Source organism: Micromonospora sp. NPDC004540 (genome assembly GCF_040610095.1).
GTDB lineage: Bacteria > Actinomycetota > Actinomycetes > Mycobacteriales > Micromonosporaceae > Micromonospora.
Genome location: NZ_JBEXLR010000087.1, coordinates 21220 through 28187, shown reverse-complemented (window position 1 = coordinate 28187; position 6968 = coordinate 21220). Strand labels below are relative to the sequence as shown.

The following is a 6968-nucleotide window of genomic DNA, read 5'->3' as shown; positions in this document are numbered from 1 at the left end:
GCGGGCCGGCCCGGCTCAGTCCAGGTCGACCCGGGCCACGCCCGTCGCGGTCAGGCTGCCCAGCCAGAGGCGCCGCCCGTGCTGCCGCACGCCGGTGACCATCGGGTACGCCCCGCTCGGGCCGTGCAGCGTGCGCAGCACCCGCCCCGTTCCGTCCACCAGCGCGACCAGCCCGTAGCGGCGGGGCTGCGGCTGCACCGCCCCCGGTAGCAGGGCGACGAGCTGGCGCACCCGGGGATGGGGCAGCAGCCTCTCCATGATCGGCAGTCGGGGGCTGGGGAGCGCGATCCAGTAGGTGCCGTCGCCGACCGCCGAGACGTTGTCGGGGTAGGCCGGCAGGTCGGCCAGCACGGTGGCCCGGCCGTCGGGCAGGTCCACCCGGAGCAGCCGGTGGGTGGCCGTCTCGACCAGCATCAGCGCGGACTCGTCCGGGGTGAGCGCCACCCCGTTGGGGAAGTAGAGCCCGCTCGCCACCACCTCGGTGCGCCCGGTCCGCCGGTCGTACGCCAGCACCCGGCCGTTGGGCCGGTGCTCCAGCAGGTCCCGCTTCCAGTGCGAGAGCGGGAACCGGTCCGACGAGTCGGTGAAGTAGATCGTGCCGTCCCGGGCCACCGCGGCGTTGTCCGCCAGGTGCACCGGCGGCCCCGTGCCGGTCAGCTCGTGCACCGCCCCGTCCGGCGTGACCCGCAGCAGCCCCCGGTAGGCGTCGCAGACCACCAGCCCGCCGTCGACCGGGTCCAGCTCGATGCCGAGCGGCCGGCCACCGGTCTCGGCGAGCAGCGTGGGGCGGGTGCCGGCCGGGGCGTCCACGGGCCACCACCAGAGCCGGCCGTCCTCGTCGCCGCTGACCACCCGGCCGTCCGGGTCGACCAGCACGTCCTCCGGACCGTGCGCGCCCTCGGGCAGCGGCAGCAGGTCGGCCCGGTCCAGCCGGACGTCGGTGGGGGCCCACGGCCCGTCCAGCGGCGGTGGCACGGTTGCCGGCTCACGGACCGGCCGGATCAGCAGGGGCACGCGCGGGCGGGGGACGACCATCCGGCCATTCTTCCCCGCCGATGCCCCGGCCGGGAGTCCCCGCCGGCGTGTCCCGCCGCGGATCCGGCCCGCGCGGCGCCCTGCGGGATGACCCCGAGGCTGCTCAGGGTCGCCACCCGGGACCTACCCGGAACCCCCGCCGCGGACGGCCGGAACTGTCGGTGGTGGGGGATAGGTTCGGGGACATGGGAGACAGCGGCGACCGGTTCCACGTGGCGATGAGCGTGAGCGACCACGAGGTGGACCTGCGGCCGGTCGGCGAGATCGACATCGCCACCGTGGCGTCGTTCCGCGCCGCGCTCTGGGCGGCGCCGGCGCGGCCGGTGCTGCGGCTGGACCTGTCCGGGGTGCGGCTGCTCTCCGCCGCCGGGGTGCGCGCGCTGGTCGCCGCCCACCTGCGGGTGCGGGCCCGGGGCGGCGAGCTGGTGCTGGTCGACCCCGACCCGGTGGTCGCCCGGGTGCTGCGCGCCACCGGCCTGCACCGGGTGCTGCCGGTCCGCGAGTCGGCCCGGGAGCTGGTCACCTGCGCCGCGGCCTGACCGGCCGGACGCCGCAGGGCCGCCTGCGTGTCGCCGACGGCCCTGCCAACGGCCTGCGGGTCAGCGGACGCCGACCAGGTCCACCACGAAGACCAGCGTCTCGTTCGGCTTGATCACGCCACCGGCGCCCCGGGCGCCGTAGCCCAGGTGCGGCGGGATGGTCAGCCGGCGCCGGCCGCCGACCTTCATGCCGACCACGCCCTGGTCCCAGCCGGCGATGACCTGGCCGCCGCCGAGCGGGAACTCGAACGTGTCACCGCGGTTCCACGACGCGTCGAACTCGCGGCCGGTCGAGTGGGCCACGCCCACGTAGTGCACGTTGGCCAGCTGGCCGGGGCGGGCCTCCGGGCCGTCGCCGACCGTGATGTCCTCGATGACGAGATCGGCGGGCGGCGCGCCCTCGATCGGGCCAACCTCGGGCTTCTCCATGAGTGGGTCTCCTCGGTGCTGACAGGTGCGGTCCCCGTCGATCCTGCCGGATCGCGGCCGGCCGATACGCATTGGTCCCCGGCGCGGCGTGGCGGCGGGGACCGGTGGGCGGCACGAAGAGTGGCGGGCGCCGCCTCTCGGTGACGCCCGCCCGGTGGGTACGGCCCGCGGTGACCTCACTTCAGCCAGGGGAGCCGCTGGACGACGGGGAGCTTCGCCCAGGCCCGGCCGAGGCCGAGGGTGTCACCGGCGTTCACCAGGGCCAGGCCGGCCAGCAGGCCCGCGTAGATGAGGTGGTCGTCCATGAACGGGTTGTTCTCGGGGGGCAGCACGGCCGTCCACATCATCACCAGCAGGAGCCCGCCGGCGACGGCGGCGACCCGGGTGCCGATGCCGAGCAGCAGGGCGACGCCGATGCCGAGCAGGCCGAGCATGAACAGCCAGTCCGCCCATGCCGCGCCGGCGATCCCCTGGTAGAGCCCCTTGAACGGGCCGGCCGCGCCGAAGGTCAGGAAGCCCTTGGTCGGGCTGCCGCCGTTGAGCCAGGCGTTCTTCGCCGCGGTCTCGTGCCCGAGGCCGAACAGCTTGTCGAGGAAGGCCCAGAGGAACGTCCAGCCCAGGGCGATCCGCAGTCCGGCGAAGACGTAGCGGGTGGCCTTCCGTCGGGTGGTCCCGGCGTCCCGGGTGGTCTCGGCCGCCGGAGCGATGGTGTTGGCGGTGATCCGCTCGATCGTCGCGGTCATGGTCTCCACGTCCCTTCGTGTCCTCGCACCGCGCTTTCCGGTGGCACCTTCATTCCACTCCCGCCGGGCGCCGCGGAGCAGGGCCGACCGGTGCCCTCCGCACCGGGACCTTGGTCCCCTCCCGGCCCGGTCCGGTCGGCCCGCCGCGGCCTGCCGGCCGCCTCTGACCAGGGGTGCCGGCGCCCGCCTACCGTCGCCTGTGGAAGCACCGGGAGAGGGGGCCGTGATGCGGACATGGCAGGTGGGCGACGTGATGACCAGGGACGTCGCGACGGTGGCGGAGGAGACCCCGTACCGCGGGATCGTCGACGTGCTGGTCCGGCGGGGCGTCAGCGGCGCGCCGGTGGTGGACTCGTTCCGCCGGGTGCTCGGGGTGGTGTCCGAGGCGGACCTGCTGCACAAGGTGGAGTGGGCCGGGCACCCGGACGAGCGGCGGGTGTTCGAGGGGCGGCGTCGGCGTACCGCCCGGGAGAAGGCGGGCGCGCTGGTGGCGCGGGACCTGATGACCGCGCCGGCGGTGACCACGCACGCCCGGGCGACGCTGCCCGCGGCGGCCCGGCTCATGGACCGCGAGGCGGTCAAGCGGCTGCCGGTGCTGGACGACCTGGGCCGGCTGGTCGGCGTCGTGACCCGTGGCGACCTGCTCCGGGTGCACCTGCGCACGGACGCGGAGATCCGCGAGGAGGTGGTGCGGGAGGTGCTGCGCCGGGTGCTCGCCGTCCGGGACGGGCTGGTCACCGTCCAGGTCCGTGCCGGTGAGGTCACCCTGGACGGACGGCTCGACCGGCGCAGCGCCGTCGAGCTGGCCGGCCGGCTCGCGGGCCAGGTCGGCGGCGTGGTCGCGGTGCGCAACGCGATCGGGTACGACGTGGACGACACCACGCTCCGCGAGCTGGACCCGGTGCACGCCACCCCGGTCGCCTGACCGGGCGGCGGGCTCAGGCGGCCGCGGCGAGCTGGGCGGCCAGCAGCGCGGGCGCCTCGACGAGCGAGGGCCCGTACCAGGTGAGGTGCCGGCCGGAGACCAGCGCGGCCGGCACGCCGGGGAACGCCTCCGGCCCGTCCTCGGCGGTGAACCGGTACGGCTCGTCCGGCAGCACCACCAGCTCCGGCTCCCGGGCGCGCAGCTCGTCGAGGCCGGGCCGGGGGTAGCGCTCCGGGTGGTCGGCGTACCGGTTGGCGACGCCGAGCCGGCGCAGCACGTCACCGGCGAAGGTGTCCCGGCCGAGCACCACCCAGGGGCGCCGCCACACCGGCACCACCGCCGTGCGCGGCGTCGCCGGCGCGGGCAGGGAGGCCCAGGCCCGGCGGGCGGCGCGCAGCCAGCCCGGCTCGCCGGGCACGCCGAGCGCGGCGACCAGCTCGCCGAGCTGGGCCAGCGCCTCCGGCACGGTACGGGGAAAGGTGACCCGCACCGGCACGCCGGCCGCCCGCAGGGCCTCCGCGTCGGCGAGGCGGTTCTCCTCCTCGTTGAGCAGCACCAGGTCGGGCCGGAGCGCGCGGACCCGGTCCAGGTCGGGATACTTGCTCCCGCCCACCCGGGCGACGTCCAGCCCGGCCGGGTGGCTGCACCAGTCGGTGGCGCCCACCAGCACCTCGGGGCGGGTCAGCGCCACCGCCTCGGTCAACGACGGCACCAGCGACACCACCCGCACGACCGCTCCCTCCCTCGCCCGGCCCATCGTCGCGCATCGACCGTCGTCGGGCGGGGGCCGGGACCGGCAGGGCCGGCCGGGGTCAGGCGGCCGCTTCGTCCACCAGCACCGTCACGTCCAGGTGGGCGGGGCGGCAGCCGAGCGTGGCCGCGAACCGGCGTACCGCCGCGTCGACGTGCGCCCGGGCCGCACCGACCCGGACGGACCGGGCCAGGCCCACCTCCACCCACACGTCCGGCCCGGTGACCGGGCCGGTCAGCACCACCCGGGCCCGGCGGACCCCGGGCGCCCGCAGCAGGTCCCGTTCCAGCGTGCCGGTCAGCACCCCGCTCGCCACCCGGGTCCGGCCGGCGCCGTCGCCGGGGTGCGCCAGCGTGCCGCCCAGCCGGCCCGACACCCGCAGCCCGGCGGCGAGCAGCCGCTGTCCGAGCAGGGCGAGCAGCAGCCCGCCCACGGCCACCGCGAGGGCGCTCCACGGCGCGCCGGCCCGCCACCAGCTCACCGGCCCGGCCCCGAGCAGCGGCGCGCCGCCACCGGGCAGCCGGCCCGCCCCGACCGCCGACGCGGCGCCGCCCGCCGCGACCAGCAGCAGGGCGAGCACCGTCCAGAGCAGCCGGTGGGCCGCGTTGCTCACGGGGCCCGCCGGGCGGGCACGAGCCGGACCTCGATCGGGTCGCGGCGGGGCGCGGTCAGCCGGTCCAACTCCCGGCGCAGCGCGAACTCGACGTCGGCCCGGGCCGCCGGGTCGCCGGTGGCGGTCACCCGGGGGCGCCAGGCGTTCCCGCGCCGGCGGACGCGGACCCGGGCCCGGCGGACGCTCGGCACGGACCGCACCGCCCGGGCCAGCCGCCGCTCCACCGAGCGGCGGTGCAGGTGCCAGCCGTCGCCGTCGGCCAGGCGCAGCCGGGTCGGCCGCCAGCGGCGCAACTCGGCGGCGAGGAGCAGCAGGCCGAGCAGGGTGACGGCGGCGGCGACCGCCCGCACCGGGGCGTCCCGCCAGCGGATGGTGGTCAGGGCGGCCGACCACCCGGCCGGCAGTGGGCCGGGGCGGCCCAGCGCGGCGAGCAGCCCCGCGACGGCCACCAGCACCCCGCCGCCCAGCAGGGCCACGGCGAGCAGCAGGGTGGCGAACCGGTTCACCGTGCGCACGGCACGCTCCGGTCGCCGCCGCTGGCGCTCACGTCGCCTCCCGCCCGTCCGCCGGTCGCGCTCACGTCGCCTCCCGCTCGTCCGCCGAGGGGGCCGCGGCCGGGTGCCCGCCGGTGTCCTCCGGGCCGGTCGGTGCCGCGCCGGGCAGGCGCAGGTCCACCACGGTGACGGTGACCGACTCGACGGTCAGCCCGGTGTGCGCCTCGATCCGGGCGGCCACCCGGCGGCGGACCGCCTCGGCCACCGCGGTCAGCGGCGCGCCGTGGTCGACCACGAGGTCCAGGTCGACCCGGACGGCGGCGCCGTCGACGCGGGCCGTGGCCACCGGATCGGTGACCGCCGGGGTACGCCGCGCCGCCTCCTCGGCGAGCATCGCGGTCCGCTCCTCCGACCAGGGTGCCGGCGCGGGCGGGGCGGTGGCGCGCCGGGGCAGGGTGCCGGTCATCGCGGTCCCGCCTCAGCGGCGCCGGCCGGCGGTGACCCGGTCGGCGAGTCCGGGCACGGTGACCTCCCCGTCGCGCAGCCGCGCCAGCAGCCAGCCGACCAGGCCGGCCACGGTGGCGGCCACCGCCGCCCCGGCGCCGCCCAGCGCCCAGACCGCGACCACCAGGAACCCGGCGAGGAAGCCGAACTGCCCGCGCGTCATGTCCCACCTCCGCTTCCGCCGCGACCGACCGGACCGGCGGGGCGTACCCGTTTCCGAGCCGGCCAGTCCTCCTGGTCCCCGCCGGGTCAGCCGGCTTCGGCGGATGGCGGATCGGCGGCCCGCCGGCGAGCGGCCCACTCGGCGCGGGTCAGCGCGTACTCCACCTCGCCGTGTTCCGAGCCGGGGATCGCCTCCGGCCAGTCCTGGTGGAACGTCCGCGCGTACGCCAGCCCGGCCTTCTCCATCACCCGGCGGGACCCGGCGTTGACCGCCATGGTGGTCGCCACCACCCGCTCGACGCCGAGCGCGGTGAAGCCGTGGTCGACCAGCGCCCGCGCGCCCTCGGTGGCGTACCCGGCGCCCCAGGCGGCTTGGCGCAGCCGGTAGCCCAGCTCCACCTCGCGGGGGTCGCCGTCGCGCAGCGGGCGGAACTCGAACCAGCCGAGGAAGGCGCCGTCGGCCCGCCGCTCCGCCGCCCACCAGCCCAGCCCGGGCGGCCGGCGGTACGCGGCCAGCATGCTGGGCAGCACCCGGTCGCGTACCTCGCCGGCCGGGGTGGGCCGCCCGCCGGTCAGGTAGCGCATCACCGCCGGGTCGCCGTCCAGCTCGGTCAGGAGCGGGGCGTCGTCGGGGGTGAACTCGCGCAGCACCAGCCGTCCGGTGGTCAGGAAGATCGCCACGGGGCCGATTCCATCCGGTGCGGGCGGTCCGGGCAACCGGATTCCCCCGCACCGCCGACGCGGCCGCCATGATCGACGCCCTAGACTCGGGG

11 protein-coding genes are annotated in these 6968 nt (G+C 77.8%); 2 read left to right on the top strand and 9 right to left on the bottom strand.

Annotated elements, in window-relative coordinates; translation table 11 throughout:
• Nucleotides 1-15: 15 nt before the first annotated feature.
• Nucleotides 16-1035: an SMP-30/gluconolactonase/LRE family protein gene (locus tag ABZV78_RS24420; RefSeq protein WP_355642083.1), complete on the bottom strand. Its 1020-nt coding sequence runs from the start codon at nucleotides 1033-1035 to the stop codon at nucleotides 16-18.
• Nucleotides 1036-1220: 185 nt separating this feature from the next.
• Here ABZV78_RS24420 and ABZV78_RS24415 point away from each other — a divergent pair, with 185 nt between their 5' ends.
• Nucleotides 1221-1574 carry an STAS domain-containing protein gene (locus tag ABZV78_RS24415; RefSeq protein ID WP_355642081.1) on the top strand — a complete coding sequence of 118 codons (354 nt, stop codon included), beginning with the start codon at nucleotides 1221-1223 and terminating at the stop codon, nucleotides 1572-1574.
• Nucleotides 1575-1634: 60 nt separating this feature from the next.
• Here the strand turns inward: ABZV78_RS24415 and ABZV78_RS24410 are convergent, their stop codons facing one another.
• Entirely contained in the window at nucleotides 1635-2003 is a 369-nt protein-coding gene (locus tag ABZV78_RS24410) for an FKBP-type peptidyl-prolyl cis-trans isomerase (RefSeq protein WP_107079232.1), read from the bottom strand.
• Between the two features lie 176 nt (nucleotides 2004-2179).
• Nucleotides 2180-2755 carry a DoxX family membrane protein gene (locus tag ABZV78_RS24405; protein WP_355642079.1) on the bottom strand — a complete coding sequence of 192 codons (576 nt, stop codon included), beginning with the start codon at nucleotides 2753-2755 and terminating at the stop codon, nucleotides 2180-2182.
• Nucleotides 2756-2972: 217 nt separating this feature from the next.
• Between ABZV78_RS24405 and ABZV78_RS24400 the strand changes: the two genes are divergently transcribed.
• Nucleotides 2973-3671 carry a CBS domain-containing protein gene (locus ABZV78_RS24400; protein ID WP_355642077.1) on the top strand — a complete coding sequence of 233 codons (699 nt, stop codon included), beginning with the start codon at nucleotides 2973-2975 and terminating at the stop codon, nucleotides 3669-3671.
• A 13-nt stretch (nucleotides 3672-3684) separates the two neighbouring features.
• Here ABZV78_RS24400 and ABZV78_RS24395 read toward each other — a convergent pair whose 3' ends face one another.
• From ABZV78_RS24395 to ABZV78_RS24370, 6 genes are all read right to left on the bottom strand, one after another.
• The gene (locus ABZV78_RS24395) at nucleotides 3685-4401 is read right to left on the bottom strand and encodes a helical backbone metal receptor (RefSeq protein WP_355642075.1); all 717 of its coding nucleotides are present in this window, start codon (nucleotides 4399-4401) and stop codon (nucleotides 3685-3687) included.
• A gap of 82 nt (nucleotides 4402-4483) precedes the next feature.
• On the bottom strand, nucleotides 4484-5035 hold the full coding sequence (locus ABZV78_RS24390) for a hypothetical protein (protein WP_355642074.1): 552 nt from the start codon (nucleotides 5033-5035) through the stop codon (nucleotides 4484-4486).
• On the bottom strand, nucleotides 5032-5550 hold the full coding sequence (locus tag ABZV78_RS24385) for a DUF6286 domain-containing protein (RefSeq protein WP_355642072.1): 519 nt from the start codon (nucleotides 5548-5550) through the stop codon (nucleotides 5032-5034). Before ABZV78_RS24385 ends, ABZV78_RS24390 begins: the two co-directional genes overlap by 4 nt.
• A gap of 61 nt (nucleotides 5551-5611) precedes the next feature.
• Complete coding sequence (locus ABZV78_RS24380; RefSeq protein ID WP_355642070.1) at nucleotides 5612-5995, bottom strand: Asp23/Gls24 family envelope stress response protein; 384 nt, start codon at nucleotides 5993-5995, stop codon at nucleotides 5612-5614.
• A 12-nt stretch (nucleotides 5996-6007) separates the two neighbouring features.
• Complete coding sequence (locus ABZV78_RS24375) at nucleotides 6008-6196, bottom strand: hypothetical protein (protein WP_355642068.1); 189 nt, start codon at nucleotides 6194-6196, stop codon at nucleotides 6008-6010.
• Between the two features lie 86 nt (nucleotides 6197-6282).
• Complete coding sequence (locus ABZV78_RS24370) at nucleotides 6283-6876, bottom strand: GNAT family N-acetyltransferase (protein ID WP_355642066.1); 594 nt, start codon at nucleotides 6874-6876, stop codon at nucleotides 6283-6285.
• Nucleotides 6877-6968: the final 92 nt, after the last annotated feature.

Excerpts from the sequence above, each read along its gene's own strand:
- ABZV78_RS24420 (WP_355642083.1), bottom strand. The coding sequence starts at position 1,035 with ATGGTCGTCCCCCGCCCGCGCGTGCCCCTGCTGATCCGGCCGGTCCGT.
- ABZV78_RS24415 (WP_355642081.1), top strand. The coding sequence starts at position 1,221 with ATGGGAGACAGCGGCGACCGGTTCCACGTGGCGATGAGCGTGAGCGAC.
- ABZV78_RS24410 (WP_107079232.1), bottom strand. The coding sequence starts at position 2,003 with ATGGAGAAGCCCGAGGTTGGCCCGATCGAGGGCGCGCCGCCCGCCGAT.
- ABZV78_RS24400 (WP_355642077.1), top strand. The coding sequence starts at position 2,973 with ATGCGGACATGGCAGGTGGGCGACGTGATGACCAGGGACGTCGCGACG.
- ABZV78_RS24380 (WP_355642070.1), bottom strand. The coding sequence starts at position 5,995 with ATGACCGGCACCCTGCCCCGGCGCGCCACCGCCCCGCCCGCGCCGGCA.
- ABZV78_RS24375 (WP_355642068.1), bottom strand. The coding sequence starts at position 6,196 with ATGACGCGCGGGCAGTTCGGCTTCCTCGCCGGGTTCCTGGTGGTCGCG.